This window comes from Bosea sp. 685, assembly GCF_031884435.1.
Taxonomy (GTDB): Bacteria; Pseudomonadota; Alphaproteobacteria; order Rhizobiales; family Beijerinckiaceae; genus Allobosea.
Genome location: NZ_CP134779.1, coordinates 3,238,271 through 3,263,800, shown reverse-complemented (window position 1 = coordinate 3,263,800; position 25,530 = coordinate 3,238,271). Strand labels below are relative to the sequence as shown.

Here is a 25,530-nt window from a genome sequence, read left to right as displayed (position 1 = left end):
ACGCCCGCTCCTCAGGATGAAGGCTCAGGGAGTTTCCGAACAGTCTCTCAGGCCCTCAGCCCTTGATCTCTTCGACCGGGAAATCGCGTTTGATGTCGAAGGCGGTGCCGGCGCCCAGCCATTTCGAGAAGACCGTGTCGATCTCGCCGGAGCTGGCGAGCTTCGTCAGGACGCCGTTGACCTGGTCCTTGAAGGCGGTTTCGCCGCGGCGCAGGCCCAGACCCCAGGGCTCGACGAAGAGCGACTTCTCGATCACCACCATCGGCGTCTTGGCCTGGCTCTGCTGGCGCAGCTTCACCAGGATCAATTCGGAGGCGCAGAAGGCATCGACCTTGTCCTGGATCAGCGCGAGATAGGCCGAGGAGGTGTCCTGGAAGGTGACCGTCTCCGCCGTCGGGATCAGGCGGCGCACGCCCTGCTCGGAGGAGGAGCCCTTCAGCGCCGTGACCTTCTTGCCGGCGAGCTTGTCGAGCGTGGTGATGCCCGATTCCTTGGTGACCATCAGCTTCTGCTGGCTGACGAAATAGGAATAGGAGAAGTCGATCTGCTGGGCGCGCTCAGGCGTATAGCCGAGATTGGCGGCGAGAATATCGACGCGGCCCTGCGTCAGCTCGGGAATGCGGGCCTCCACCGCGATCGGCTTCAGTTCGAGCGTCACGCCGAGCGAATCCGCGACCTTCTGGCAGATATCGACATCGTAGCCGACGATTTGGCGCGTCTGCGGGTGCTGGAAGGAGAAGGGTTCGGCCGTACCGAGCGTGCCGCAGATCAGCTTTCCGCGCGCCTTGATGTCGGCGAGCTGGTCGGCCTTGGCCGCGGTCGTAGCGGTGCCGGCGAGAAGGGCGGCAAGGGTGGCAAGGGCGGCAACGCCCGGGATCGAAAGCAGCTTCATGGTCTAGTCCCCTGTTTTTATGATCGTTGCAATGCGTCGCTGGCGCGCTTCATCCGCGCGCAGGCCTCCTCGATCGCGTCGAGAGATGTGGCGATCGACAGGCGCAGATAAGGCGATAGCCCATAGGCCGAACCGTCGAGCATGGCGACGCCGGCCTCTTCCAGGAAATAGAGCGCGACATCGAGATCGCTCTTCAGTTCATGGCCCTCAGCCGTCTTCCTGCCGATCAATCCGGCGCAGGACGGGTAGACATAGAAGGCGCCGTCGGGCGTGAGGCAGGTGATGCCGTCGATCGCGTTGAGCAATTCGACCGCCCGGTCGCGGCGGGCCCGATAGGCGAGGCGGGCTTCACCGACGAAGCTTTGGTCGCCCTCGAGCGCGGCTGCGGCCGCTGCCATGCTCGGGGCCGCCGCCGCCGAGGTGGTCTGCGATTGGATGACGTTCATCGCCGTCACCAGCGCTTTCGGGCCGGCGCCATAGCCGATGCGGAAGCCGGTCATGGCGTAGGTCTTGGAGACGCCGTTGACCAGGAGCGTGCGCTCGCGCAGCCCCGGCGCGATCGCCACGGGGCAGACCGGCTCGCCGCCATCGAAGCGGATATCCTCGTAGATGTCGTCGGTCATCAGCGCCATATGCGGATGGCGCAGCAGCACCTCGGTCAGCGCCGTCATCTCGGCGGCCGAATAGAAGGCGCCTGTCGGGTTCGAGGGCGTGTTCAGCAGGAGCCAGCGCGTCTTCGGCGTGATCGCGGCCTCAAGCGCCTCCGGCGTCAGCTTGAAGCCGGAGTTTTCGCCGCAGGCCACGATCACCGGCGTGCCGTCGCAGGCCAGCACCATGTCGGGATAGGACACCCAATAGGGCGCGGGCACGATGACCTCGTCGCCTTCGCCCAGTGTCGCTGCGAGCGCGTTGAAAATGATCTGCTTGGCGCCGCTGCCGACGACGATCTGGTCGAGCGGGTAGCTGACGCCGTTCTCGCGCTCGAACTTCGCGGCGATCGCCTTGCGCAGACGCAGCGTGCCGTTGACCGGCGCATAGCGGGTCTCTCCGGCCGCCATCGCGGCGATCGCCGCCTGCTGGATGTGGAGGGGCGTGTCGAAATCGGGTTCGCCGGTGGTGAGATCGATGATGTCGCGGCCCTGCGCCCGCAACTCCTGGGCGCGCATCCGCGCGACCATGCTGGGCGAAGGCTTGATGCGCTGGACGCGCGCCGAGAGCGGGATGGCGGAGACGGTCATGACGCGGCCTTTTCGATGATCCCGGTATAGGGCTTGTCGAGGCGACCCTCGGCGATGTCGGTGAGCGCGCCGGCTTCGCGCGCCTCCTGCTTGCGCACCAGCGCTAGCAATTCCTCGGCATCAGTGCGGTCGAAGGTCACGATACCGTCCGCATCGCCGACCACCACATCGCCCGGCATCACCACCATGCCGTCGATTGCGACCGGCACGTTGATCTCGCCCGGCCCCGTCTTGTAGGGGCCGCGATGGGTGACGCTGCGGGCATAGCAGGGGAAACCGGCCTCGACGAAGGCCGCGACATCGCGGATCGCGCCGTCGATGACGAAGCCGGCGACGCCCATGGCCTTGGCGCGGCTCATCATGATCTCGCCGACCAGCGCCTGGATCTCGTCGCCGCCGCCATCGACGACCAGCACATCGCCGGGGCGCAGGAATTCATAGGCCCTGTGCAGGGCCTGGTTGTCGCCGGGCCGCGTCTTCACCGTCACCGCGGTGCCGACCAGATGGCCCGAGCGATGATAGGGCTTGAGGCTCTTGGTGCCGTGCAGCCGGTTCATATTGTCGGAAATGACCGCGACGGCAGCGCCGCGAAAGGCATCGAGAATGGCAGCCGGAACGGCGGGGGGCTCGGGTTGGTGCGGTGGCCGATCAGCGGCATGGTTTTGAACCTGCGTCAGAAAAATGGTTTCGACGACAACCAATATGTGACGTCGCAATAATGACAGAAAGCGAATATTATTCGCGGAAGCGATCGCTTTTCTTCATAGCAGGGGAGCGGCGGTCGCGCGCGATTTCGAGGTCCCTTTTTTCTAAGGCCCTGCCATGCCAGCCAGCCTGAAGCAGCTCGAGGCGTTCTATTGGACTGCCACGCTGGGCGGTTTCACCGAAGCAGCCCAGCGCCTCAACCTCGCTCAATCCACGATCTCGAAACGGATCCTGGAGCTCGAAGCCGTCACCAACGGGCCGCTGTTCGACCGTGCGAGCCATGCCTTGCGCTTGACCCGGGCCGGTGAGGCGAGCCTGCCGATCGCGGCGCAGATGCTGGCGCTGGAGCTGCGCTTCCGTGAAGCGGCCAGCGGCCCGGCGAGCTTCTCGGGCCCCTTCCGCTTCGGCGCCACCGAGCTCGTCGCGCTGACCTGGCTGCCGAAGCTTGTCGTCGCGATGAAGCGCGACTATCCGAACCTCGTTCCGGTGCCGGAGGTGGCCGCGAGCATCGACCTGTTCGGCAAATTGACCACGAACGAACTCGATCTCGTGATCGGGCTCGATCCGCAGCAGACGCCCGATCTGACGGCGGTGCCGTTGCAGGCTGTCCAGCTCGAATGGGTCTCGGCGCCGGGCTTCGGCCCGGCCGAGGACTGCATCCCACTGGGCGAGATGGCAAAATATCCGATCCTGAGCCAGACGCAGGGCTCGGGCCTGCAGCGGCTGGTGCTCGACTGGGCGCTGGCGAACGGCCTGCAGATCAACCGTGTCGTCCAATGCAACAGCCTGAACGTGCTCGCCGGGCTCGCGGCCTCGGGGCTGGGCGTCACCTTCCTGACCGCGAGCTATTTCGCGCCCGAGATCAGGAGCGGTCTTCTGCGCGTGATCAGGACGGAACCCGCAATTCCGCCGATCCGCTATTTTGCGGTGCATCGCGCCCGGGACTTGTCGCCGCTCGCAGCCCGGGTGGCCGCCATCGCGCAGGAGTGCTGCGATTTCTCGGCGCGCAGCCTGCCGGAGCGCGAAAGCGCCTCCGTGGCCTGAGCTTGGTCGGGGCGAGGGGCTCGCCCCGGTAAATCCATCAGGCGCAAGTTGCCGGCATCACGCGCGCGCATCCTCGGGCGCCACGCGCGGCAGATCCGTGAAGCGCACCACGACATCCTCATAGGCGCGGTAGACATCGGCTGCGCCTTGCCCGCCCTCCGCGGGCGGGTTCTTGATGACGTGGAAGATCTGGTGCTTGACGAAATAGCGCCAGGTCACCGGCACCTGAGCGAGGATGCGGGTGAGCGCCGCGTAGCGTCCGCGCGTCCAGACCTTCTCGAAGGCGATGCGGCCTGGCCCGTAGCCGAATTCCGCGCTGTCGGCCTCTCCAACCATTTGCGCGCGGAGCGTGACGGTGGCGGCGTCATCGAGCGCGAAGTCCGGGCCGATGACGACACCGTAGTCGAGGCGCGCCCGCTCGGCCGAGACCAGCCCACGCTTCACATCGGTCAGGACCTCGGCCACCGGGCGTTCCAGCGGCGAGCCGTAGCCGCCCGCGCCCGGCCCCTGGATCAGGATGATGTCGCCGGGATCGCAGGGGACGATATCCTGCGAGCCAAGGTCGACCGCCTTCGCCGTGCCGGGATTCTTGATGAAGCGCGAGACGGCGCCTGAACGGCCGCCGACCAGTCCCCAGGCCGAGAAGACCGAGCGGTCGCGGTTACGCGCGGTCACCAGGGATTGCGGTGCATCGAGCTGGAACTCCATCTCCAGCCCGGTGCCACCACGGCGACGGCCGGGGCCGCCGGAATCCGGCACCAGCCCGTAGCGGCGGATCTTGATCGGGATTTCCGCCTCGCTGATCTCGACAGGCGTGTTCTTCAGGAAGGAGAGGTTGGCGCCGCTGCCTTCGGCCCCGTCCCCGAAGGCGCTGCCGCCGGCGCCGCCGCCGACCGGGCCGATCGAGGCCATGATCGGCTGGCCGGATTTGGTGCTGGTCTTGACGTTCATGATGCTGACGGCGCTGCCCGGCGAGGCCGGCAGCCGCTCCGGCACGGCGCGGCAGAAGGCGCCGATGGTGACCGTCTGCGCCAGGTTGCAGAGCAGGCTGCGCATGCCCACAGCCGCCGGCTTGACCGCGTTCACCACCGTGCCCTCGGGCAGGACGGCCCGCGTCGGGCGCATCAGCCCGGCATTCAGCATCATCGTCGGGTCCAGGCAGTAGAGCGCATAGACCGTGCCGACCGTCACCAGCGAATGGCGCTCCTTGCCGCCCGTGGGCATGTTGAGCGAGGAGACAAGCTGGGGATCGCTGCCGGTGAAATCGACCGTCAGCGTGTCGCCATGGACCTTGAGCGTCACCGCGACGCGCACGGGATAGCCGCCCGTCTGGTCCTCGTCGGCATAGTCGGCGAAGAAATACTCGCCATCGGGAATCTGCGCGATCACGGCGCGCGCCTGGCTCTCGGCATAGTCGAGCAACTGCTCGAGCCCGGTGATGAAGTCCTCCTTGCCGAAACGGTCGAGGATCTCGTGGATCTTGCGCTCGCCGACATTGATGCAGGCGATCTGGGCGTTGAGATCCCCCCAGTTCTGCTCGGGCAGGCGCACATTATGGGCGATGATGGCGAGCAGGTCCTGGTTCAGCACGCCGCCGCGCATCAGACGCATCGGCGGAATCCGCAGGCCCTCCTGCTGGATCTCGGTCAGGGTGCGCGAGAGCGTCGCCGGCACGGCGCCGCCGACATCGGTGTTATGGATGTGGTTGCCGACAAAGGCGACGATCTCGCCGTCGCGGAAGACCGGCTTCCACATGTGCAGGTCGGGCGTATGCGTCGCGACATTGCCGGAATAGGGGTCGCTGGTGACGTAGATATCGCCCTCTTCATAGTCGAAGAGCGAGATCACGCCGCCATAGTCCAGGCCGGTGTACCAGGTCGCCCCAAAAGTCTTGGGCGAGGCGACGGTCAGCCCGTCCCGGGTCAGGACCTGGCAGGAAAAATCCTCCGTCTCCTTCACGAAGGTCGAATAGGCCGTGCGCATCAGCGTCCAGCCCATGCTCTCGGCGGCCGCCGCGCAATAATTGGCGAGAACCTGCAGCGTGGTGTTGTCGAGCTTCACGGTGCGATCTCCGAAACGATGCGAAGGTTGGCGTATTCATCGACGCGCACAGTCAGGCCGGGCGGCACGATCGTGGTGCAGTCGTCCTGGGTTATGACGGCGGGACCGGCGAAGCGCTGGCCGGGCTTGAGGTCGTTGCGGTTGAACACCGCGATCGAGCGATAGGCGCCGTCGAGCCAGGCCTCGGCATGGCTGAGCGGCGTTGCCGGTTCGGAGACGGCCTCAACGCGGCGAAACTCCGGCTTGGTGGTCTTGCCTGAGATCACGAGGCGCAGCGAGATCACCTGAACGGCGGCCGTCGGGTCGGCATGGCCGTAGACGCGCTCATGCTCGGCATGGAAGGCGGCCGCGAGGGCTTTCGTGTCTCCAGCCGCGACGGCTATGGGCGGGAGCGGCGTGTCGATCTCGAAGGACTGGCCGCGATAGCGCATCTCGGCCGAATAGGTCAGCTTGTGCTCGCCGGCATAGCCCTGGTCGACATGCAGCCAGGCGAGCGCCTTCGTCTTCAGGGCTTCGAACTCGTCGCGGATGGTCGCGCCGGTGGCCGGGGCGAGATCGGCATAGAGCGTCTTGATGAAGTCGCTCTTGATGTCGGCGATCAGGCCGCCCAACGCCGAGAGCACGCCCGGTGTCGGCGGCACCACCGTCTCGCGCATGTTGAGCTCGCGGGCAAGGAAACAGGCCATCATCGGGCCAGCCCCGCCGAAGGCGAGGCAGGAGAAATCGCGCGGGTCGATCCCGAAACGCGAGACCAGCGCGCTGACATCCGAATACATCCCGGAGACGGCGATGCGGATGATCGCCTCCGCCGTCTCCTCGATGCTGCGGCCGAGCTTTTCGGCGAGCTCGCCGACAACCGCGCGGGCCTTGTCGCGGTCGATCGTCACGGCGGAATAGCCGATCTCCGAAAGGCCGACGAGGCCGAGCGCGGCAAAAGCGTCAGTGATGGTGGCGCGCGTGCCGCCGCGGCCATAGCAGGCCGGTCCCGGTCGTGAGCCGGCGCTTTCGGGCCCGACCTTGAGCACGCCTTGCGCATCGACCCAGGCGATCGAGCCGCCGCCTTCGCCGATCGAGCTCACTGAAACGGACGGGATGTGGATCTGGAACTCGCCGATCTGCTCGCCGACGCCATATTGCGGCTGGCCGTCGATGATGATCGCGACATCCGCCGAGGTGCCGCCGATGTCGAGGCTCATGCAGTGCTTGATGCCGCAGACTTCCGCGACATAAGCCGCGCCGATCACGCCCGAGGCCGTGCCGGACAGGATCATCTGCACGCACTCGCTCTTGCCCTGCTCGGCGGTCATCACGCCGCCATTCGACTTGGTCAGGCGCGGATCGACCGTGACGCCGGCGTTCTTCAGCGCTGCCTGCAGCGAGCCGAGATAATGCGCGACGCGCGGCTGCACATAGGCGCCGATCGCCGCCGTGATGGTGCGCTCATATTCGCGGATGATCGGCCAGGTTTCGCTGGAGAGGAACACCGGGATCTCGGGTGCCAAGCGCTCGACGAGCGCCTTGACGGCGCGCTCATGGCCGGCATTGCGGTAGGAGTGCAGCAGCGAGACGACGATGCCCTCAGCGCCTGCCGCCCGGGCGCCGGCCACGGCGCGGGCGACGCTCGCCTCGTCGAGCGCGGTTTCCTCGCTCCCATCAGCCTTCATGCGGCCCACGACGCCGAAGACGCGGTCGCGCGGGATCAGCGGCTCCGGCCGCTTCGAGAGCAGGTTGTACATGTTCGGGATCTTGAGGCGGGCCACCTCCAGCACATCCCGGAAATGCTCGGTGGTGAACAGGGCAAGCTTGAGCCCCTTGCGCTGGATCACCGTGTTGATGCCCACGGTCGTGCCATGGGTGAAATAGGTGATGTCGCCGGGCTTGATGCCGTAGCGCTCGCCGACGAGCCTGACGCCTTCGAGCACCTCCGCGCCCGGCTCATCTGGCCGCGAGAACACCTTCAGCGTCTTGAGGCTCTGCGTATTCTCGTCGAACAGCGCGAAATCCGTGAATGATCCGCCGATATCGACGCCGACCCGATAACCCATTGAAACCTCCAGAGCCTATCCCCCAGCTTCCACTGGCGGCGCGCAGGCGAATAGGATTTTTCGCGTGCGGCGATGGGATGGCGGGCGCGCACCAGCCGCATGCCGGCGCAAACGCGGCAGTGCGGTCGAGGCTGGCCGGGAGCGGGCGCGGAGGAAACCGCACCGCACGCTCACCTTCAGAGGTCGACGAGAACCCAGAGCACCACCGCATTGGTGGGGCCCTTCGAGGTCCAGGTGTGCTCGGTCGTGGCGTCGTAATAGACCGAGTCGCCCTTGTTCAGTTCCAGCGGCTCGTAGAGGCGGCTGTGCACGACGAGCGTGCCTTCCTGCACCATCACGAAGATCTCCGCTTCCGACTTGGCCCAGGCCGGGTATTCGTCGGGGGAGCGCGCCGTCACCGTGGTCAGGATCGGGGTGGCACGCTTGTTCTTCAAATCGGCGCAAAGCAGCACATTGTTGCAGGTGCCGGTCGTATGCCGGCTGCCCGCGCCGGCGCGGCTGATGCTGCGCCGGCCGCCAAAGGCGCCAACGCTGTTGTCCTGATCGGTCAGCAGGGTGACGAGTTCGACGCCGAGCCCCTGCGCGATCCTCTGCATGGTCGAGATCGTCGGCGACAATTCGTTGCGTTCGATCTTCGAGAACGCCGATGCCGAGACACCGGTCAGCGTGCTGACCTCCTGGAGCGTCAGTCCCCGGCTCTTGCGCAGCTTCAGCAGGTGGGCGCCGATATCGACCGCGGATCTGAGGTCATCCCCGGTCCGGGCGGAATCGCGCTCGCCATACTCGGTCGCTTCGCGAACGGCATCGCCCCGTTCAGCCAGCGAGATTTCCGGCATGCTGCTTCTCCCTCGCGATCCAGTGCAACCAGTGAGAGCACCTCATAGTCGCCAGCTTAGGCCAAGGGAAGCGCGCTGTCTGCCCGCTTTCGACATAAAATGTCGTATAAGACATTTTTCTATTTTCATATTGACAGCCGCCGGATCGTCGATGAGGCTGCGTTTCCGACAGCGCGCCGGCAAAACTTTTCCGGGGCCGGCACGGCGCCGGTTCCGGATGCGAAGGCGGCAGAGCTAGGCGCAAGGATTTAAGTCGGATGACACTCACGCAAGATCATTTGAGCGGCCTCTACACCGCGATCGTCACCCCGCTGACGCAGGACGGGGCCGTCGATATCAAAGGGTTGCAGGCGCTCGTTCGCTTCCAGCTCGCCGCCGGTGCCCAGGGCATCGTGCCGATCGGCGGCACCGGCGAGTATCCTGCCTTTTCCCGCAGCGAGCGCCGCGACATCGTCGCGGCCTGCGTCGAGGCGGCTGACGGCAAGCCGGTCATCCCCGGCGTGCTCTCGACCGGCTTCGAGGACGCGCTGGAAGCCGGGCGCGACTTTGCCGCCGCCGGCGCCGCCGCGGTGATGACCGTGACGCCTTACTACGCCCCCGGCACGCAAGAAGGCATGCGCGCCTATTTCCGCCGCTACCGCGATGCGCTCGACCTGCCGGTGATGCTCTACCAGATCCCGCGCCGCACCACGGTCGCGGCCTTCGCCGACACGGTCCAGGCCATGGCCGAGGACCGCTCGATCATCGGCATGAAGTACTCCTCCTATGACATGCCGGACTTCATCCGCACGGTGAAATATGCTGGCGACAAGATCGCGATCCTGAGCGGCGAGGAGCCGCTCTTCGCCACCCATATCGCGCTCGGTGCCAAAGGCGGTGTCCTCGCCTCCGCCACGATCTATCCGAAGATCTGGATCGAGATCTTCGAGCTCGCCCGGGAGGGCAAGCTCAAGGAGGCCCTCAAGCTTCAGGACAAGATCGATCCGGTCACCGACGCGATCTATATCGAGACCAATCCCGGCCCGCTGAAGACCTATATGGAGCTTGCCGGCATGCCTGTCGGCGGTGTGCGCCTGCCGCTGCTGGGCCCGAGCCCGGAGACGCTGGCGAAGCTAAAGGTCGCCGCGCAAGGCGCCAAAGCCGTCAACCTCGCCTGATCCTGGAAGGGCCCTGTCGTGCTCGAGCAGTTGCGCGCCATCGTCGGAGACAAGGGCCTGATCACCGATCCCGGTGAGATGGAGCCCTGGCTCACCGATTGGCGCCAGCGTCGGCGCGGCCAGGCGCTTTGCGTGGTGTCCCCGGCGACGACGGCGGAGGTTTCCGCGGTGGTCGCGCTCTGCGCCACTGAGGGGCAACCCGTCTTTCCCGTCGGCGGCAACACAGGCTTGTGCTTCGGCGCGGTGCCGGAGAGCGACCGGCCCGGCAAGATCGGAGTCGTGCTCTCGCTGCGCCGGCTCAACCGCATCCGCGCGCTCGATCAGGCGACGGGGATCGCCACCGTCGATGCCGGCGTCGTCCTCGGGGATCTGCATGAGGCGGCCGTGAGGGCAGGGCGCCAGTTTCCGCTGCATCTCGGCAGCGAAGGCAGCGCCCAGATCGGCGGCCTGATCTCGACCAATGCCGGCGGGACCGGCGTTGTCCGCTACGGGCCGATGCGCGATCTCGTCGCCGGGCTCGAGATCGTGCTCGCCGACGGGCGCGTGCTCACCGACCTTGCGGGGCTGCGCAAGGACAATACCGGCTATATGCTGCGCCATCTCTTCATCGGCGCGGAAGGCACGCTCGGCATCATCACCGGGGCGGCGCTCAGGCTCCATCCCCAGACGCCGAACACGGCCCATGCCTGGGTTTCGGTCGCTGATCCGGCGGCGGCGGTTTCGCTGCTGACGGCGCTGCAGGGTCGTGCCGGATCCTACATCCAGGCTTTTGAGCTGGTCTCGGCCTCGCAGTTCGAGCTGGTGCGCCGGCATGAGGAGCGGGTGCGCATTCCCTTCGCCGAGATCCCGGCCTGGTCGCTGCTCATCGAACTCGGCAGCGAGGACGCCACGACCGCGCTGAATGCGATCCTGGAAGAGGTGCTGGGCGCCGCGCTGGAGAGCGGCGGCATCATCGACGCGATCGTGGCCGTGTCCGAACAGCAGGCCGCCGATTTCTGGCATGTCCGCCATTCCGTCTCGGAGGCGAACAAGAAGGAAGGCATCGGCATCGTCCATGACGTTGCGGTGCGGACCTCGGACGCGGCCGCCTTCATCGCTGCCGCCGACAAGGTCGCCGCCGAGCGCTTTCCGCAGGCGGTGACGCAGGTCGTCTGCCATCTCGGCGACGGCAATGTGCATTACATCCTGATGTTCCAGCGCGAATTCTGGAACAGCCTGGAGGATGAGGATGCCTTCGCGCTCGAGGTCGAGCGGGCGATCCATGATGCGGCCGCGGTTTTCGAGGGCACCTTCAGCGCCGAGCACGGTGTCGGCCGCAAGCTCACCGAGGAGTTGGAGCGTCTCGCCGATCCGCTCCGCTACGAATTGATGGGGCGGGTCAAGGCGTTGTTCGACCCGCAGAATCTGATGAACCCCGGCGTCCTCCTCACGGCGAAGGCCGTGTGAGGAAGCCGGGGGACGATCCGCTGTCGCCTTCGATGAGGGGGGCGCAGGACGGAGGCCCGCCAACGCAAGCGGGTGCCTGCCTCATCGGTTACGAGGCTTGTTTTCAACTATCGGGAGAATCGACATGATTGCACGCAGGGATCTCGCCGGCCTGATCGGGGCCGGCGCCGTGGCAGCCACCGCGCTGTCGCTGGCATCCAGCAGCGCCAGCGCCCAGAGCGCGTCGCAGAACACCTTCGACCGCATCCTCGCCACCAAGAAGCTGCGCCTCGGCGCGGTCGCTGCCGGCGCGCCCTGGTTCATGAAGGACCAGGCGACGGGCAAATGGGCCGGCCAGTTCTACGACATCGGCTCGGCGCTCGCTGCCGATATGGACGTGCAGCTCGAATTGGTCGAGACGACCTGGGGCAATGCGATCCTCGACCTGCAGGCCGACAAGATCGACATCATGTTCGGCCTGAACCCGACGCCTAAGCGCGCCATGGCGATCGATTTCTCCGGCACGGTCTATGACAGCGCGCTGGTCGTGATCGCGCGCCCGGGCTTCGAGCCCAAGACTTGGGCCGAGCTCAACGACCCCAAGGTCAAGATCTCGGTCGATGTCGGCTCCGCCCATGACCAGGTTGCCGGCCGGCTTTGTCCCAAGGCGCAGATCGTGCGCTTCAAGTCGATCGACGAGGCGACGCTGGCCCTGCGCAGCGGCCGTGTCGACGCCCAGTGCATCTTCTGGATGGGTGGCGTCCGTGCGGTGAAGCGCGACACTGGGCTCGGCAAGGTCGTGGTGCCGCAGCCTCTGTTCGGCTCAACCTCCAATGCCGGCTTCCGCCGCGAGTCCGACAAGACCTGGCGCGATTTCGTCTCGATCTGGATCACCTATTCGCGCGGCCTCGGCATCGTGCGCGAGGCGGTCGTAGCCAGCCTCGCCAAGGTCGATCTGTCGCTCGACGACATCCCTCCGGGCGTCACATTCTGAGGCCTTCCGACCATCGGCTCCGGGCTCAGGCCCGGAGCCTTTGCGCCGCGGTCTCTGCCTGACTGAGGCCGCGGCGCCAATAACCTCCCGGAGGAGGGACAGAATGTATCAGTGGCATTTCGACATCGTCTGGGGCTATCGCTGGCTGTTCCTGACCGGGACGGCGGTGACCATTGGATTGACAATCGCGATCGTCATCCTCGGCATGGCCGTCGGGCTCGTCGCAGGCATCGCCCAGATCTCGCGCTCGCCGGTGCTGCGCTGGCTCTCCTGGGCCTATATCGAGATGTTCCGGCTGACGCCGCTGCTCGTGCTGCTGCTGTGGTTCTACTATGCCCTGCCGATCATGACCGGCATTAAGCTCGACGCGCTTCCCGCCGCGATCGTGACCCTCTCGCTCTATGGCGGATCGTTCTACGCTGAGGTGATCCGCGGCGGCATCGTCTCGATCGAGCCGGGCCAGAGCGAAGCGGGCCTCGCGCTCGGGATGACGCCGGCCCGCGTGATGCGCCGCATCGTGCTGCCTCAGGCGATCAAGCGCATGATCCCGCCGCTGATGAACCAGTCGATCATCCAGTTCAAGAACACCTCGCTGGTCTCGGTGCTGGCAGTGCCGGATCTGCTCTATCAGGGCCAGATCGTGGCGATGGACACCTATCGCGCGCTCGAGACCTACACCCTGATCGCAGCTATCTATGTCGTCGTGCTTCTGCCGCTGACGGCGATCGTCAAGCGCGCGGAAAAGCAACTCGCGCACAGCAACTAAGGCCAGGACGATGAACCCCAAGATCGAGGTCTCCGGCCTGCGCAAGAGCTTCGGCTCCCTGACCGTGCTGCGCGACATCAACCTCACCGTCGAGCCGGGCGCAGTGGTCGCGCTGATCGGCCCCTCCGGCTCGGGCAAGTCGACGCTGCTGCGCTGCCTGAACCTGCTGGTGATCCCCGAAGGCGGCAAGATCCGGATCGGCGAGAGCAGCTTCTCTTTCGGCGACAGCTCGAAGCTCCCGGGCGTGCGCGAGCAGGCCCGCTTCCGCTCCAACACCGGCATGGTGTTCCAGCACTTCAACCTGTTCCCGCATATGAGCGTCCTCCAGAACGTCATGGAGGGGCCGCTCTCGGTGAAGAACATGCCAAAGGCGGAGGCACAGGCGCTGGCGCGCCGGCTGCTTGCCAAGGTCGGCCTGAGCGACAAGGTCGATGCCTTCCCCAACAAGCTCTCGGGCGGCCAGAAGCAGCGCGTCGCGATTGCCCGCGCACTCGCCATGGAGCCGGAGGTGATGCTGTTCGACGAGGCGACCTCGGCGCTCGACCCCGAGCTCGTCGGAGAGGTCCTGGGCGTGATGCGCGATCTCGCCGCCGAGGGCATGACCATGATCATCGTCACCCATGAGATGGGTTTTGCGCGCGAGGTCGCCGACCGCGTCATCTTCATGCGCGACGGCGTGATCGTCGAGGAGGGGCCGGCGCGCGAGGTCATCGAGAACCCGGTGCAGGACGCGACCCGCGCCTTCCTCAGCCATTTCCACAATCGCGGCTGAGCGGATCAGGGGGCGATGGCGCGCGAGACCTCCCAGACCGTCGCCGTTATCGGCGCCGGTATCGTCGGCCTCTGCACGGCGCTGGAGGTCCAGCGCTGCGGGCACAGGGTTGTTCTGATCGAACCCGACGAGCCGGGCGGCCGGCAGGCGGCGTCCTATGGCAACGGCACCTGGCTCAGCCCGGCCTCGATCATGCCGATCTCCGTTCCCGGCCTCTGGCGCAAGATCCCGGGCTTCCTGCTCGACCCGACCGGCCCCTTCGTGATCCGCTGGCGTAATCTGCCCGGGATCGCCGGCTGGCTCCTGCGCTTCATCCTCGCCGGGCGCAGCTGGGCGCGGATCGAGGCCTGCGTCGCCGCCCGCTACCCGCTCTGCAAGGATACGGTCACGGACCACGCCGCCTTGGCGCAGGAGGCCGGCGTGCCGGAGCTGATCCGCAGGGAGGGGCTGATCTTCGTCTATCGCGATCGCACCGAGTTCCTGGCGGAAGCCCTGGAATGGGAGATGCGCGCAGCGCTTGGCGTGCGCTTCTCGCTGATCGAAGAAGATGAACTGCGCCATCTGCTGCCGCAGCTCGGGGCAGCGTATCGCTTCGGCGCAAGACTCGACGATGGCGGCCAGGTCGCCGATCCCGGGGCCTATTGCCGGGCCCTGGCCGAATTGGCGCTGCACCGTGGAGCGACGCGCGTCACCGCCCGCGCGACAGGCTTCAGCATCACCAGTGGCCGCTTGAGCGCTGTCGAGACCGATTGCGGTCCCGTCGCCTGCGACCGCGCCGTGATCGCAGCCGGCATCGGTTCGCGCGATCTCGCCCGCCAGGCCGGCGACGCCGTGCCTTTGATCTCGGAGCGCGGCTATCATGTCGTGATCCCAGATCCGGGTGTGGAGCTCGCCGCCGGGCTGATGCCGTCCGACGGCAAGATGGGCGTGGTCTCCACGCCGCAGGGCCTGAGGCTCGCCGGGCAGGTCGAACTCGCGGCCGTCTCGACGCCGCCGGATTGGCGCCGCGCCGATATCCTGCTCGGCTTCGCCCGCTCTATGTTCCCCGCGCTCGCCGAGCAATTCGGGCGCGCCGAGATCGACCGCTGGATGGGCCATCGCCCCTCGACGCCGGACGGGCTGCCCTGTATCGGAGCGGCCTCTGCATGCCGCGATGTGGTCCACGCCTTCGGCCATGCCCATACCGGGCTGATCCAGGCTCCGGCCACGGCGAAGCTGGTCGCGGCGCTGATCGACGGGCGGGCCCCGCCTTTCGATCCGTCTCCTTATTCGGCAAAGAGGTTCGGCTGATGAGCAATGAGCTGCTCTATCTCTCGCGCGGCGATGTCCAGGCGCTTGCCATCCCTCCCGGCGAGGCGCGCGAGGCCGTATTGCAAGCCTTCCGCGACCATGCCGCCGGGCTGAACCAGAGCTTGCCGAAGAGCGCGCTCGGCCTCGGCCCCGGCCATGGTTTTCAGGCGATGACGGCCGCCTCCCAGGCGCAGTCCATCGCCACGCTGAAATGGGTGTCGATGGCGCCCGTGCCACCCAAGAGTCCGGTGCCGGGCATCAATGCGCTGATCTGCGTCAGCGATTATGCGAGTGGCGCGCCGATCGCGGTGCTCGACGGTGACGAGATCACGCTGATCCGCACCGCTGCCTTGTCGGTGGCTGCGGCATCCAGGCTCGCTCCGCCGGCGCCGCGCACGATCGGATTCGTCGGCTGTGGGCTGCAGGCGCACGCTCATCTCGCGGCGTTCCTCGATCTCTTTCCGAGCCTGACCTCCGCGCTGCTGTTCAGCCGTAGCCGCGCCTCGGCCGAGAGCCTCGCCGAAGCCGCCTCCCGGCGTGGCCTCACCGCGGTGGTGGTCGATGATGCGGATCTGCTGCTCGCACAAAGCGACATCGTGATCTCGATGGTGCCCGGCGCGCCGGGGCTGCGGCCCTTCCTCGATGCCAATAGGATGAAGCCGGTCGCCTTCGCCTCGGCGGTCGATATCGGCCGCAGCTGGCGTCCTGAAACGCTGCCTGCCTTCGATGTGCTCGTGACCGACAGCCTCGCCCAGTCGAGCGCGCCCTATGATGTCGATGGCCAGCCGGTGACGACCGTCCGCTTTCAGCACGATCTCGTCGGGCTCGCTGATGCGCCGCATCCGACGGCTGCCGGGTGCCGCTCCTTTTTCTGCTTCCGTGGCTTTGCCCTGGCCGATCTCGCGCTCGCGCATCTGGTCGTCGCCAGGGCGCGCATTGCGGGCATAGGCCTGAGATTGCCGCGATGACCAAGCCCGCCTTCGCCCATATTCTGAATGTCGAAGACGTGCGCCGGGCCGCCAAGCGCCGCCTGCCACGCGGCTTGTTCGAATATATCGACCGCGGCAGCGAGGACGAGCTCTCGATCTCCGGCAACCGTCGACAGCTCGATGCGATCCGGCTCGCGCCCTCGGTGCTGGTCGACGTGTCGCAGCGCTCACTCGAGGCGGAAATTCTCGGCCAATCGCAGCCGCTTCCGCTGGTGATCGCGCCCACGGCCATGGCAGGGCTGGTCTGGCATGATGGCGAGATCGCGCTCGCCAAGGCTGCGGCGCGCGCCGGCATCCCTTTCTGTGTCTCGACCCAGTCGATCACCTCGGTCGAGCGCATCGCTGCGGAATCGGGCGCAAAGCTCTGGTTCCAGCTCTATGTCTGGAAGAACCGGCAGCGCACGCTGGCGCTCATCGACCGCGCCTGGGCGGCAGGGGCGGAAACGCTGGTGCTGACGGTCGATACTGCCGTCGGGCCCAACCGCGAATATAATCTGCGCAACGGTTTTGGCATTCCGCTCAAGGCCTCAGCGCGCGCCGGCATCGACCTGATGCTGCATCCGCGTTGGACGGCCTCGGTGATGCTGCGTTCGCTGCTCGCCACGGGCGTGCCGACCTATGCGCATTATCCCGAGGAATTCCGCACCAAGCTCGGCCGGACCTCGCTCTCCGACGAGCTGACGCTCGCCACCGACGTGACCTGGGAGGATGTCCGCCTGCTGCGCCAGCGCTGGAAGGGCAAGCTCATCCTCAAGGGCATCTTGCGCGTCGACGATGCGTTGACCGCGCTCTCGCATGGCGTCGATGCGATCGTGGTCTCGAACCATGGCGCGCGCAATCTCGACTGCGCGCCCGGTCCGACCGAGGTCCTGCCCGCCATCGTCGCGGCGATCGGGGGCCGTATGGAGATCCTCGCCGATAGCGGCGTGCGCCGTGGCGCCGACATCGCCCGCTTCCTTGCGCTGGGCGCAAGCGGCGTCCTGATCGGCCGCGCGACGCTCTATGGTGTCGCGATCGGGGGTGCTGATGGGGCAGAGCGCGTCCTCGATCTCCTGACCCATGAACTCAATGTGACGATGGGCATGCTCGGCGCGCGCAGCCTGGCCGATCTGCGCCGCTGCTGAAGCTGCCGCTGGAGAGGGGGGCCTTTTCGTAAGACCGGTCCCGGACCATCATTGCATACAAGACAGAGCCTTTCCGGGACGCTAGGAACACACCGTAGCGCGAGGAAAACTATGATCTTTCTGTACAAGTCCGAAGCTGTGCGCGGCAATCACTGGAAGGCCGTCTTCGAGGAGCGCGAGCCCGATCTGCCGTTCCGGATCTGGCCGGATGTCGGCGATCCCGCGCTGGTCAAATACATGGCGGTCTGGCTGCCGCCCGACGACATCGCGACCGGCTACCCCAATCTCGAAGTGCTGTTCTCGGTCGGCGCCGGCGTCGACCAGTTGAACCTCGATCTGGTGCCGCCAAACGTCAAGGTCGTCAGGATGCTCGACCCGAGCGTGCCGCAGATCATGTCCGAGTTCGTCACGACGGCGGTGCTGTCCCTGCATTGCGATGTCCTGACCCATATGGACCAGCAGCAGCGCGGGCTCTGGAACCCGCTGTCATCGGCGACGGCGGGGACAAGGCGCGTAGGCGTACTCGGGCTTGGCCAGCTCGGCAGTCTGGCGTGCAAGAAACTGGCTTATGCCGGCTTCAAGGTCGCCGGCTGGAGCCGGTCGCGGCATGAGATCGAAGGCATCGAGACCTTTTCCGGGGAGGGTGAGTTCGATGCTTTCCTCGGTCGCAGCGATATCCTGGTCTGCCTCCTGCCATTGACGGCGGAGACCCAGGGCATCCTGAATAGCGAGCTCTTCGCCAAGCTGCCGCGCGGCGCCATGCTCGTGAATGTCGGGCGCGGCGGGCATCTCGATCAGGACGCCTTGCTGGCGGCCCTGGATAGCGGGCAGATTTCCGGCGCGGTGCTCGACGTCACCGACCCCGAGCCGCTGCCGCCCGATCACCCGATGTGGACGCATCCGCGCATCCTGCTGACGCCGCATATCGCGAGCTCGGCGCAGCCGGGCACCTCAGTGGAGGTCATCCTGAGGAATCTCGATTTACTGCGAGCCGGCAAGGATCCGATCGGCCTGATCGATCGACAGCGCGGCTATTAGGGCGCGTCAGCTGTGCTCGGAACCACTGCGTCATCCTGGGCGACCGAAGGTCGTCCCGGGATCCGAAGCGCGTCATGGTCGGGCTTGACCCGACCATCTCGTAAACCAGCGCGCTCTGGTCATCAGATTCTCGGGCCAAGCCCGAGAATGACGCCCTATGATGGTTCTGTGGCCAGCCACCCAGCCTAATGGCTTCGCGAGGCCAGCGTCGTGTTGAGGGCGCTCGTCGCCTGCAAGGCGCGCCGGCGCACCAGCAACTGGTCGAGGAGCCGCAGGCCCTCGGGCCAGCCGCCATGGCCGCTGGCGACGTTGATATGGCCTGCGTCGCCGGCATCGACGAAGGCGGCCTCCCACATATTGGCGATCACATGGGCGCGGTCCTGCGCCATATAGGGGTCGGTCCGGCTGGCGACGACGATGGCCGGGAAGCTGAAGGGCTCGTCGGGCAGCGGCCCGAACGAGGCGATGCCGCGAATGCGTGAGATCCGCAGTTCCGGATCGGCGGGGGCGACCAGAAGCGCGCCGCCGATCGCCAGTTCCGGATGGCGCGCGGCGAGATGGGCGATCAGCGTCGCGCCGAGGCTGTGGCCGACGAGGATCGCGCCCGGGCGCCGCGCGACATGGCCGCGAAGCGCCGCGATCCATTCGTCGAGATCGGGCGCGTCCCAATCGCGCTGCTCGACACGCTCGACATGGTCGAGCTCGGTTTCCCAGCGGCTTTGCCAGTGTGCCGGCTCCGAATTGTAGAGGCCGGGCACGATGAGGACTGTCATGGCGGTTGTTCCCTATGTCCTCCGATCATCGGGGGCGGGGCGTGGCGGGTCAACGAAACGTGTTGGCAAATTCCGATGGGTTGGTGGGACACTGGGCGCGCCGAAGGCGTGCCTGGGAGAAGCCTGTTCCGATCGCGGCGGCAGGGGGAAGAACTGCCGAGAATCTAGGCAGCCCTCACTCTGCGGCGGCGGGCCAGCTCCGGCGGAATTGGGCCGCGCGGTGACGGTCGGGCAGGCGCGGCGCCCCAAACAGCTTCTGCCGCAGCGGCCCCTCCTCATAGGCTGTCTTGTAGAGCCCTCGATCTTGCAGCTCCGGGACCACGAGGTCGACGAAGGCCTCGACGCTTTCGGGCGTGACCGTGCGGGTCAGGTTGAAGCCGTCGACATCGGCCTCCTCGACCCAGGCGGCGAGCTGGTCGGCGACCTGGGACGGGCTACCGACGATCGGCTGGTTGCGGCTGCCGAGCTTCATCTGCTCGCGCAATGCGCGCACCGTCCAGACCTTGTCTGGGCTGCGCTTGGTGATCGCTTCCAGCGCGGAGTTGTTGGCGTCGTTCTTGACGAAGCTGATCGGCTCGTCGGGGTCGTAAGCCGCGAAATCCAGCCCGACCGAGGCCGAGAAATGGGCGAGGCCACCGTCCGCGCTGGCGTGCTCGCGATATTCGGCGAAGAGGTCCTGCGCCTCGGCCTCGGTCGGGGCGACGATCACGGTCACGCCGACGAAGGCCTTGACGTCGTCGGGCCTGCGCCCAGCCGCCACTGCCTTGCGGCGGATGTCCTCGACCACGGAGCGCGTGATCGCCCGGCTCGGGCCGTTGACGAAGACGCATTCGGCATGCTCGCCGGCGAAGCGCCGGCCGCGATCGGAGGAGCCCGCCTGGTAGAGCAGGGGCGTGCGCTGCGGCGAGGGCTCGCTGAGATGGATGCCGTCGACCTGATAATGCGGGCCGCGATGGCTGATGCGGTGGACCTTGGAGGGATCGGTGAAGATCCGGCGCTCGCGGTCGCGCAGCACCGCGTCATCCTCCCAGCTTCCTTCCCAGAGCTTGTAGACCACCTCCATGAACTCGTCGGCGACGTCGTAGCGCCCGTCATGGTTCTGGAGCTTGTCCTGGCCGAGGCCGCGCGCGGCGCTGTCGAGATAGCCGGTGACGATGTTCCAGCCAATCCGGCCCTTGGTCAGGTGGTCGAGCGTCGAGAAGCGTCGCGCGAACAGATAGGGCTGTTCATAGGTCAGGTTGACGGTGATGCCGAAGCCGAGATGCTCCGTCACCGCTGCCATGATCGGGGCGAGCAGGATCGGGTCGTTCAGCGGCGTCTGCGCCCCGGTGATCAGCGCCGTCTCCGGCCCGCCCTTATAGACGTCGTAGAGGCCGATGATGTCGGCGATGAAGAGCCCGTCGAACAGGCCACGCTCCAGCGTGCGCGCCAGATGCTGCCAATAGGCGATGTCGGTGTAATGGGCCGAGCGGTCGCGTGGATGCGTCCACATGCCATGCGAAATATGCCCGACGCAGTTCATGTCGAACGCGTTAAGCCGGATCTGCTTGCGGGCCTGGCTCATTCGGCGGCTTCCTTGATGGGGCGCTCGGCGATGCCGACGCTCCAGACGCGGTCGGGCAGCTTTCCGTTGACGAGATAGTCGCCGACGATGCGGGCGCGGTAGACGAGGGGGTTGTGCGAGAGAATGGTGCGGGCATTGCGCCAGTGCCGGTCGAGCGCGGTTTCGTGGCGCACCGCCGAGGCGCCGAGCGCATCGAACAGCCGCGAGGCGGAGCGCAGCACGATGTCGGCGATCGCGACCTGCGCCTGGTTGACCTCGATCTCCAGCGCCTGGGCGGCAGCGACCGCCGCTTCGCGATCGGCCCCCACCGTCGCGGCTTGCGCGGCGGCGAAGCCCGGCGCAGTCGCCAGAACCAGCGCCTCTGCGGCATAGGCGGCCGCGCCAAGCTCGCCGACGACCTGCTTCAATTGCGGATCGTCCTTGGCGAGGTCGCTGTTGCCATGGCTGTAGACGCGCGTCCGGGCGCGCAACTGGGCTGCGGTGTCGGTGACGATGGCGCGGGCGATGCCGGCAAGCGTCGCGAGCAGCACGACCTGGTAGATCGCGGTGAGATAGGGCGCGCGCTCCTCGCGTGTCCTGATCGCATGCGGCTCGACCGGGACATTGGCGAAGACGCCGGTGCCGGTGCCGGTCAGCTTCTGGCCGAAACCGTCCCAATCGTCGCTGATTGTGATGCCGGGGTGGTGGCGCGCGGCCAGCGCCGAGACATGGGCCTCGTCACTGCGGCGGGCCGAGACGTCGATCCAGTCGGCGAAGATGCTGCCGGTGGTGTAGAACTTCGTGCCGTTCAGCTGCCACTGCCCATCGACCTGGTGGAGCCTGGTCGAGCGCTTGTCCAGAATGGCGCCGTCGGGCTCGGTCGAGGCGTTGCCGATGATGTCGCCCTGGCCGAAGCGGCCGAGCCAGATCGCACGCGACTGCGGATCGGCGTCGCTGAGCCTGTCCTCGACGATGGCGATATGGCCGCGGAACAGATGCGCGACATTGGAATCGGCGGCGGCGAGTTCGATCAGCAGGCGCAGGAAACCGGCATGGTCGAGCCCATAGCCGCCGAATTCTACGGGAATGCGCAAGGCGCCGAAACGCTGCTGCTTCAGCCAGGCGACCTCCTCGAAAGGCAGGCGACGCTCATGTTCGCGCGCGACGGCGCCTTCGGCGATCCGGGCGAAGATCGGCCGGAACAGCGCGGCGGCCGCCTCAAAGTCGCCGGGCACGGCTTTGCCCGGATGTGTGGAAACAAGGCTCAAGGGCTCGGTCATCGGATGTCCTTCGCGGGGTTGCGAAACGGGGGCTGAGGCTGTGCGGCGGGCCGTCACCGCCTGAGCCTCGGGTTGAGGGCCTGGTTCAGGGCGTCGCCGAGCAGGTTCAGGGCGAGCACCGTGACCATGATTGCGAGGCCGGGAATGGCGGTCTGATACCAGGCCGTGCGCAGGGCATCGCGGCCGGCCCCGATCATCGTGCCCCAGCTGACATGGTTGGGGTCGCCGAGGCCGAGGAAGGACAGGCCCGCCTCCGAGAGGATCGCTGTCGCGACCAGGATCGAGGCCGCCACGATGACGGGCGTCATGGCGTTGGGGATGATGTGAACCACCAGGATGCGCCAGTCCCGCATCCCCATGGCGACCAATGCCTGGACGAAATCACGGTCTCGCAGCGTCATCACCTCGGCCCGCGTCAGGCGGGCGATGCCGGGCCAGGCCGTGACGCCGAGCGCCAGGATGATGGTGAAGATCGACGGGTTGAGCACCGCGACGAGTACGATCGCCAGCAGGAAGGCCGGCATGGTCTGGAAGAGCTCGGTCACCCGCATCACGACATCGTCGATCCAGCCGCCGTAATAGCCGGCGATGGCGCCAAGCGAGACGCCGATGCCAAGCGCGATGGCGGCGGCGATCGCTCCCACCATCAGTGAGACGGAGGCGCCGTGGAACAGGCCGGCCGCGATATCGCGCCCCATCAGATCGGTGCCGAGCGGATAGTCGCGGTCGGTCGCCGGCCAGGTGAAGGGCGCGGCGACCATGTCGAAGGGGTCGCCGGGGAAGAGCAGCGGCGCCGTCACGGCGGCCGCCAGCACGCCGATCACGACCAGGCTGCCCACGATGCCGGCAGGCGAGGAGAGCAGCGTGCGCAGCACCGAGGGCCGGCTCATGCGCTCACCGCGATGCGCGGGTCGAGCCAGGCATAGAGCAGGTCGACCGTCAGGTTGACGGCCACCACGACAAAGGAGCTGAGCAGCATGATCGAGAGCAGCAGGTTGAGGTCGCGGTTGCTGACCGCCTCGAAGGCGAGCCGGCCCATGCCGGGCCAGGCGAACACCGTCTCGACGACGACCGAGCCGCCGAGCAGGGAGCCTGCCTGGAGGCCGACCATGGTGACGAGTGGCAGGAGCGCGTTGCGGAAGCCGTGCCGAAGCGCGATGCGCCCTTCGCTCAGGCCTTTGGCGCGGGCCGTGCGGATATAGTCCTGGCTCATCGCCTCGATCATCGAGGCGCGGGTCATGCGGGCATAGATCGCGACGAAGAACAGCGCCAGCGTCGTCGCGGGCAAAACGAGATGGCGCAGGCGGTCGCCCCAGAGGACGAGCCCCCGCAGCGGAACCTGCGTCACCTCCTGGAAGCCGCCTGTCGGCAGCCATTGCAGATGGACGCCGAAGAGCACGACCAGCATCAGCCCGACCCAGAAGAGCGGGGCTGAATAGGCGACCGTCGACAGGACCGAGACCAGGCTGTCGACGATCCCTCCGGGCCGGCGCGAAGCGAGTAGCCCAAGCGCCGTGCCGATCGCGACGGCAAGCACAAGGCTCGTCAGCGCCAACAAGAGCGTGCCGCCCAGGCGCTCGGTGATCAGGGTCGCAACCGGCACGCCGTAGCGATGGGAGAAGCCGAAATCCAGCGTCAGGACGTTCTTGAGATAGACGCCGAGCTGGGCCAGCACCGGCAGGTCGAGCCCGAAGGCCTTGCGCAGTTCGGCGACATAGCCGGCATCGGCGGCGGCGCCGCCCTGTTCACTCGCCAGCACGTCGGCGAGATCGCCGGGCGCCAGCTGGAGCAGGAAGAAATTGAAGGCGATGATCCCGAGGATCAATGGCACTGCCAGCAGCAGGCGCCGCGCGAGATAGGGCAACATGCGTGGATTCCCGATGCGTAGATTCCTGGCCTCGACGGCTCACTCGGACGCGAAATAGACGCCGGCGAAATTGTCCGCCCGCTGGTTGGGCGTGTCGGTCAGGCCGCGGAGCCGGCTATCATAGACGGAGAACCAATCGACCTCGAAAAGCGGGATGAGGGGGAGGTCGCGCTGCACGATGCGCTGGAGCGTGTTGTAGTCCTCGACGCGCTTCTGCGGGTCGACCTGCGTCTGCGCATCTTCCAGCGCCGCGTCGAGCTCGTCGTTCTTGTATTCGGAGACGACGGTCCAGGCCGTGCCGGGCTGGCGCGCCTTCGACCAGAAGCGCGTCTCGATGCCCATTTGCGGATCGGCGCCGGAGCCACCCCAGGAGCTGATCAGGTCGAAATTATAGTCGGTGAAGACGCTCTTCAGCCAGGTGGTGAGGTCCTGGCTGCCGAGCGTCACGTCGATGCCAACGCGGCGCAGCGCCTGGCGCACGAACTCGCCGGTGCGGCGATAATCGTCGCCATAGGGGATGAAGTCATGGGTCAGCTTGAAGCGGAAGCCGTCGGCCTTGCGGGGGAAGCCGGCCTCGTCGAGTAGCTGCTCGGCCTTCTTGGGGTCGAACGGATATTGCTGCAGCCCCTCACCCAGGTGGAACGGCTTGAGCGCGGAGGGGATCGGGCTGACCGCGGGCTTGCCATAGCCGCCCCAGACGGTCTTCAGCAGCAGGCCGCGATCGATCGCATGGGCAATCGCCTGGCGCACCTTGAGATGCTGCAGGTACTGGTTCCTATGGTTCGGCTCCAGCCAGAACCAGGTCGGCGAAAACTCGTAGCCGCGCGTATCGACGATGAACTTGCCGGTCTTCTTCAGGCGTTCCGCATCGGCGAAGGTAATCGGATGCTGCTGGCCGAACTGGACCGCGCCGGTCTCGAAGGCGGCGGCGCGTCCGGCCGCATCCGGGATCACCTTGAAGACGATCCGGTCGAGATAGGGCTTGCCGGCCTCCCAGTAGTTCGGGTTGCGATCGAGCGCGATATGGCTGCCGCGGACATATTCGGTGAAGCGAAAGGGCCCGGTGCCGATCGGCTTGGCGTTCCACGGATTGGAGCGGATATCCGTGCCTTCATAGAGATGCTTCGGCAGCAGCCAGAGCGCCTGGGAATTGAGGTTGCGGTAGATCACCGGGGTCGGCTGCGAGAGCGTCAGCACCACCGTGTAGTCGTCTGGCGTCTCGACCTTGGCGAGCGTCTTGAAGATGCGCTTGCCGGTGGAGGAGTATTTCAGCAGGCCTTCCTCGATCGAGAACTTCACATCCGCCGCGGTGAAGGGCTTGCCGTCATGCCAGGTCACGCCCTTGCGCAGCTTGAAGGCGAGCGTCAGCCCGTCCTTCGAGAAATCCCAGCTCTCGGCGAGCTTGGGAACGATGGTCCCGTCGCTGGCATAGTCGACGAGCCCGTCATTGATCTTGGTGGCGACGAGGACGATCGGCGTCGCCGTGTTCAGGAGTGGCGACAGGATCGGCGGCTCGGGATGAACGATCGCGCTCAGCGTGCCGCCATAGGCGGGCGTGTCCTTCTGCTGCGCTCCGGCATGACCCGCCACCGCGAGCGCCGCCGTCACCATCAGGGCCCGGATCAACCTCGACATCTCGATCTCCCGCATCGGGCCCAGCCGGGCCACAAACCAGATATCGATATTGTCTA

The 25,530-nt window shown here is 66.7% G+C and carries 23 protein-coding genes; 11 read left to right on the top strand and 12 right to left on the bottom strand.

Annotation, left to right across the window (positions count from 1 at the left end; translation table 11 throughout):
- Positions 1–55 precede the first annotated feature (55 nt).
- From RMR04_RS16635 to RMR04_RS16625, 3 genes are read right to left on the bottom strand one after another with little or no spacing between them, the layout of a single operon-like run.
- Positions 56–892, bottom strand: coding sequence for an ABC transporter substrate-binding protein (locus tag RMR04_RS16635; protein ID WP_311915721.1), 837 nt, complete (start codon positions 890–892; stop codon positions 56–58).
- A 17-nt stretch (positions 893–909) separates the two neighbouring features.
- Positions 910–2,130 (bottom strand): aspartate transaminase, encoded by a 1,221-nt coding sequence (locus RMR04_RS16630; protein WP_311915720.1) that lies wholly within the window; start codon positions 2,128–2,130, stop codon positions 910–912.
- Positions 2,127–2,735, bottom strand: a complete 609-nt coding sequence (locus tag RMR04_RS16625) for an RraA family protein (RefSeq protein ID WP_311915863.1) — start codon at positions 2,733–2,735, stop codon at positions 2,127–2,129. Before RMR04_RS16625 ends, RMR04_RS16630 begins: the two co-directional genes overlap by 4 nt.
- Here RMR04_RS16625 and RMR04_RS16620 point away from each other — a divergent pair.
- Both RMR04_RS16620 and RMR04_RS16615 read left to right on the top strand, forming a co-directional pair.
- Positions 2,673–2,849 carry a hypothetical protein gene (locus RMR04_RS16620; protein WP_311916081.1) on the top strand — a complete coding sequence of 59 codons (177 nt, stop codon included), beginning with the start codon at positions 2,673–2,675 and terminating at the stop codon, positions 2,847–2,849. The two genes, RMR04_RS16625 and RMR04_RS16620, sit on opposite strands and share 63 nt — an antisense overlap.
- A 103-nt stretch (positions 2,850–2,952) precedes the next feature.
- Positions 2,953–3,879, top strand: a complete 927-nt coding sequence (locus RMR04_RS16615) for a LysR family transcriptional regulator (protein WP_311915719.1) — start codon at positions 2,953–2,955, stop codon at positions 3,877–3,879.
- Between the two features lie 57 nt (positions 3,880–3,936).
- Here the strand turns inward: RMR04_RS16615 and RMR04_RS16610 are convergent, their stop codons facing one another.
- From RMR04_RS16610 to RMR04_RS16600, 3 genes are all read right to left on the bottom strand, one after another.
- On the bottom strand, positions 3,937–5,940 hold the full coding sequence (locus RMR04_RS16610) for a hydantoinase B/oxoprolinase family protein (RefSeq protein ID WP_311915718.1): 2,004 nt from the start codon (positions 5,938–5,940) through the stop codon (positions 3,937–3,939).
- Positions 5,937–7,985, bottom strand: a complete 2,049-nt coding sequence (locus tag RMR04_RS16605) for a hydantoinase/oxoprolinase family protein (protein WP_311915717.1) — start codon at positions 7,983–7,985, stop codon at positions 5,937–5,939. The genes RMR04_RS16610 and RMR04_RS16605 overlap by 4 nt, the downstream gene beginning before the upstream one ends.
- 176 nt (positions 7,986–8,161) lie before the next feature.
- Positions 8,162–8,821, bottom strand: a complete 660-nt coding sequence (locus RMR04_RS16600) for a helix-turn-helix domain-containing protein (RefSeq protein ID WP_069691201.1) — start codon at positions 8,819–8,821, stop codon at positions 8,162–8,164.
- Positions 8,822–9,078: 257 nt separating this feature from the next.
- On the opposite strand from RMR04_RS16600, the gene dapA reads away from it, so the two are divergent.
- The 9 genes from dapA (at position 9,079) to RMR04_RS16555 (ending at position 18,376) form a co-directional block, all read left to right on the top strand.
- Complete coding sequence (dapA, locus tag RMR04_RS16595; protein WP_310150937.1) at positions 9,079–9,978, top strand: 4-hydroxy-tetrahydrodipicolinate synthase; 900 nt, start codon at positions 9,079–9,081, stop codon at positions 9,976–9,978.
- A gap of 18 nt (positions 9,979–9,996) precedes the next feature.
- Entirely contained in the window at positions 9,997–11,424 is a 1,428-nt protein-coding gene (locus RMR04_RS16590) for an FAD-binding oxidoreductase (RefSeq protein ID WP_311915714.1), read from the top strand.
- Between the two features lie 124 nt (positions 11,425–11,548).
- Positions 11,549–12,397, top strand: coding sequence for a transporter substrate-binding domain-containing protein (locus tag RMR04_RS16585; protein WP_311915713.1), 849 nt, complete (start codon positions 11,549–11,551; stop codon positions 12,395–12,397).
- A 103-nt stretch (positions 12,398–12,500) separates the two neighbouring features.
- On the top strand, positions 12,501–13,163 hold the full coding sequence (locus tag RMR04_RS16580) for an amino acid ABC transporter permease (RefSeq protein WP_311915712.1): 663 nt from the start codon (positions 12,501–12,503) through the stop codon (positions 13,161–13,163).
- Between the two features lie 10 nt (positions 13,164–13,173).
- Complete coding sequence (locus RMR04_RS16575; RefSeq protein WP_311915711.1) at positions 13,174–13,935, top strand: amino acid ABC transporter ATP-binding protein; 762 nt, start codon at positions 13,174–13,176, stop codon at positions 13,933–13,935.
- Between the two features lie 15 nt (positions 13,936–13,950).
- The gene (locus tag RMR04_RS16570) at positions 13,951–15,225 is read left to right on the top strand and encodes an NAD(P)/FAD-dependent oxidoreductase (RefSeq protein WP_311915710.1); all 1,275 of its coding nucleotides are present in this window, start codon (positions 13,951–13,953) and stop codon (positions 15,223–15,225) included.
- Complete coding sequence (locus RMR04_RS16565; protein ID WP_311915709.1) at positions 15,225–16,193, top strand: hypothetical protein; 969 nt, start codon at positions 15,225–15,227, stop codon at positions 16,191–16,193. Before RMR04_RS16570 ends, RMR04_RS16565 begins: the two co-directional genes overlap by 1 nt.
- Complete coding sequence (locus RMR04_RS16560) at positions 16,190–17,338, top strand: alpha-hydroxy acid oxidase (protein WP_311915708.1); 1,149 nt, start codon at positions 16,190–16,192, stop codon at positions 17,336–17,338. The genes RMR04_RS16565 and RMR04_RS16560 overlap by 4 nt, the downstream gene beginning before the upstream one ends.
- 111 nt (positions 17,339–17,449) lie before the next feature.
- A complete protein-coding gene (locus RMR04_RS16555) occupies positions 17,450–18,376 on the top strand; it encodes a 2-hydroxyacid dehydrogenase (protein WP_311915707.1) in 927 nt (308 codons plus the stop codon).
- A 185-nt stretch (positions 18,377–18,561) separates the two neighbouring features.
- On the opposite strand, the gene RMR04_RS16550 is transcribed toward RMR04_RS16555, so the two are convergent.
- The 6 genes from RMR04_RS16550 to RMR04_RS16525 form a co-directional block, all read right to left on the bottom strand.
- The gene (locus RMR04_RS16550) at positions 18,562–19,149 is read right to left on the bottom strand and encodes an RBBP9/YdeN family alpha/beta hydrolase (protein WP_311915706.1); all 588 of its coding nucleotides are present in this window, start codon (positions 19,147–19,149) and stop codon (positions 18,562–18,564) included.
- A 175-nt stretch (positions 19,150–19,324) separates the two neighbouring features.
- Positions 19,325–20,713 carry an LLM class flavin-dependent oxidoreductase gene (locus RMR04_RS16545; protein ID WP_311915705.1) on the bottom strand — a complete coding sequence of 463 codons (1,389 nt, stop codon included), beginning with the start codon at positions 20,711–20,713 and terminating at the stop codon, positions 19,325–19,327.
- Positions 20,710–21,972, bottom strand: a complete 1,263-nt coding sequence (locus RMR04_RS16540) for an acyl-CoA dehydrogenase family protein (RefSeq protein WP_311915704.1) — start codon at positions 21,970–21,972, stop codon at positions 20,710–20,712. Before RMR04_RS16540 ends, RMR04_RS16545 begins: the two co-directional genes overlap by 4 nt.
- A gap of 53 nt (positions 21,973–22,025) precedes the next feature.
- Positions 22,026–22,862 (bottom strand): ABC transporter permease, encoded by an 837-nt coding sequence (locus RMR04_RS16535; RefSeq protein WP_311915703.1) that lies wholly within the window; start codon positions 22,860–22,862, stop codon positions 22,026–22,028.
- Positions 22,859–23,839 (bottom strand): ABC transporter permease, encoded by a 981-nt coding sequence (locus tag RMR04_RS16530; RefSeq protein WP_311915702.1) that lies wholly within the window; start codon positions 23,837–23,839, stop codon positions 22,859–22,861. The genes RMR04_RS16535 and RMR04_RS16530 overlap by 4 nt, the downstream gene beginning before the upstream one ends.
- Before the next feature lie 39 nt (positions 23,840–23,878).
- On the bottom strand, positions 23,879–25,474 hold the full coding sequence (locus RMR04_RS16525; RefSeq protein ID WP_311915701.1) for an ABC transporter substrate-binding protein: 1,596 nt from the start codon (positions 25,472–25,474) through the stop codon (positions 23,879–23,881).
- Between the last annotated feature and the right edge of the window lie 56 nt (positions 25,475–25,530).

What these genes read in the sequence shown, in the direction of transcription:
- RMR04_RS16635 (WP_311915721.1), bottom strand. Translation starts at nt 892, where the DNA reads ATGAAGCTGCTTTCGATCCCGGGCGTTGCCGCCCTTGCCACCCTTGCC.
- RMR04_RS16630 (WP_311915720.1), bottom strand. Translation starts at nt 2,130, where the DNA reads ATGACCGTCTCCGCCATCCCGCTCTCGGCGCGCGTCCAGCGCATCAAG.
- RMR04_RS16615 (WP_311915719.1), top strand. Translation starts at nt 2,953, where the DNA reads ATGCCAGCCAGCCTGAAGCAGCTCGAGGCGTTCTATTGGACTGCCACG.
- RMR04_RS16605 (WP_311915717.1), bottom strand. Translation starts at nt 7,985, where the DNA reads ATGGGTTATCGGGTCGGCGTCGATATCGGCGGATCATTCACGGATTTC.
- RMR04_RS16600 (WP_069691201.1), bottom strand. Translation starts at nt 8,821, where the DNA reads ATGCCGGAAATCTCGCTGGCTGAACGGGGCGATGCCGTTCGCGAAGCG.
- dapA (WP_310150937.1), top strand. Translation starts at nt 9,079, where the DNA reads ATGACACTCACGCAAGATCATTTGAGCGGCCTCTACACCGCGATCGTC.
- RMR04_RS16585 (WP_311915713.1), top strand. Translation starts at nt 11,549, where the DNA reads ATGATTGCACGCAGGGATCTCGCCGGCCTGATCGGGGCCGGCGCCGTG.
- RMR04_RS16580 (WP_311915712.1), top strand. Translation starts at nt 12,501, where the DNA reads ATGTATCAGTGGCATTTCGACATCGTCTGGGGCTATCGCTGGCTGTTC.
- RMR04_RS16575 (WP_311915711.1), top strand. Translation starts at nt 13,174, where the DNA reads ATGAACCCCAAGATCGAGGTCTCCGGCCTGCGCAAGAGCTTCGGCTCC.
- RMR04_RS16570 (WP_311915710.1), top strand. Translation starts at nt 13,951, where the DNA reads ATGGCGCGCGAGACCTCCCAGACCGTCGCCGTTATCGGCGCCGGTATC.
- RMR04_RS16565 (WP_311915709.1), top strand. Translation starts at nt 15,225, where the DNA reads ATGAGCAATGAGCTGCTCTATCTCTCGCGCGGCGATGTCCAGGCGCTT.
- RMR04_RS16560 (WP_311915708.1), top strand. Translation starts at nt 16,190, where the DNA reads ATGACCAAGCCCGCCTTCGCCCATATTCTGAATGTCGAAGACGTGCGC.
- RMR04_RS16555 (WP_311915707.1), top strand. Translation starts at nt 17,450, where the DNA reads ATGATCTTTCTGTACAAGTCCGAAGCTGTGCGCGGCAATCACTGGAAG.
- RMR04_RS16550 (WP_311915706.1), bottom strand. Translation starts at nt 19,149, where the DNA reads ATGACAGTCCTCATCGTGCCCGGCCTCTACAATTCGGAGCCGGCACAC.
- RMR04_RS16545 (WP_311915705.1), bottom strand. Translation starts at nt 20,713, where the DNA reads ATGAGCCAGGCCCGCAAGCAGATCCGGCTTAACGCGTTCGACATGAAC.
- RMR04_RS16540 (WP_311915704.1), bottom strand. Translation starts at nt 21,972, where the DNA reads ATGACCGAGCCCTTGAGCCTTGTTTCCACACATCCGGGCAAAGCCGTG.
- RMR04_RS16535 (WP_311915703.1), bottom strand. Translation starts at nt 22,862, where the DNA reads ATGAGCCGGCCCTCGGTGCTGCGCACGCTGCTCTCCTCGCCTGCCGGC.
- RMR04_RS16530 (WP_311915702.1), bottom strand. Translation starts at nt 23,839, where the DNA reads ATGTTGCCCTATCTCGCGCGGCGCCTGCTGCTGGCAGTGCCATTGATC.
- RMR04_RS16525 (WP_311915701.1), bottom strand. Translation starts at nt 25,474, where the DNA reads ATGTCGAGGTTGATCCGGGCCCTGATGGTGACGGCGGCGCTCGCGGTG.